The 513-nt window shown below is 63.5% G+C and carries 1 protein-coding gene; it reads right to left on the reverse strand.

Going from position 1 to position 513, the window contains the following annotated elements:
- The coding region (locus AC1D1G_RS45895) for a LysR substrate-binding domain-containing protein (protein ID WP_477957024.1) at positions 1-513 on the reverse strand (513 nt) is incomplete at both ends.

Genomic DNA, 513 nt, shown 5'->3' on the forward strand with positions numbered 1-513 from the left:
GTCCTCCAGCACGCGGATCAGACGGCCATCGGCAACATGCTGGGCAACCTGGCTTTCGAACGTATAGACCAGTCCCAGTCCGCCAAGCGCGGCGTTTACCAGCATCTCATTGTCGTTGATGACCAACGGACCGTTGACCCGGACGTCGAGCTCGACGCCGTCGCGTTCGAACTCCCAGGCATAGAGCCCGCCGCCCGTACTCTGCCGGTAGCTTACGCATTTATGATCGTTCAGCTCACGCGGCGTTTGCGGCATCGTCCGGCCGGCAAAGTAGGATGGGGAGCCGACGACCGCCATGCGCACATCCGGGCTGACCCGAACCGCTACCATGTCCTTCTCGACCTGCTCGCCGACACGGATGCCGGCATCGAACCGGCCAGCGACGATGTCGGTCAGCCCTTCGTCGACGGCGATCTCGACGGCGATGTCAGGATACTCCGGAAGCAGCTCCAGCAGGACAGGCCAGAGCACCGTCCTTGCGGCGTGGCGGAAGGTGGTGATGCGGATGGTGAC

This window comes from Rhodococcus sp. P3_B8 (genome assembly GCF_056402775.1).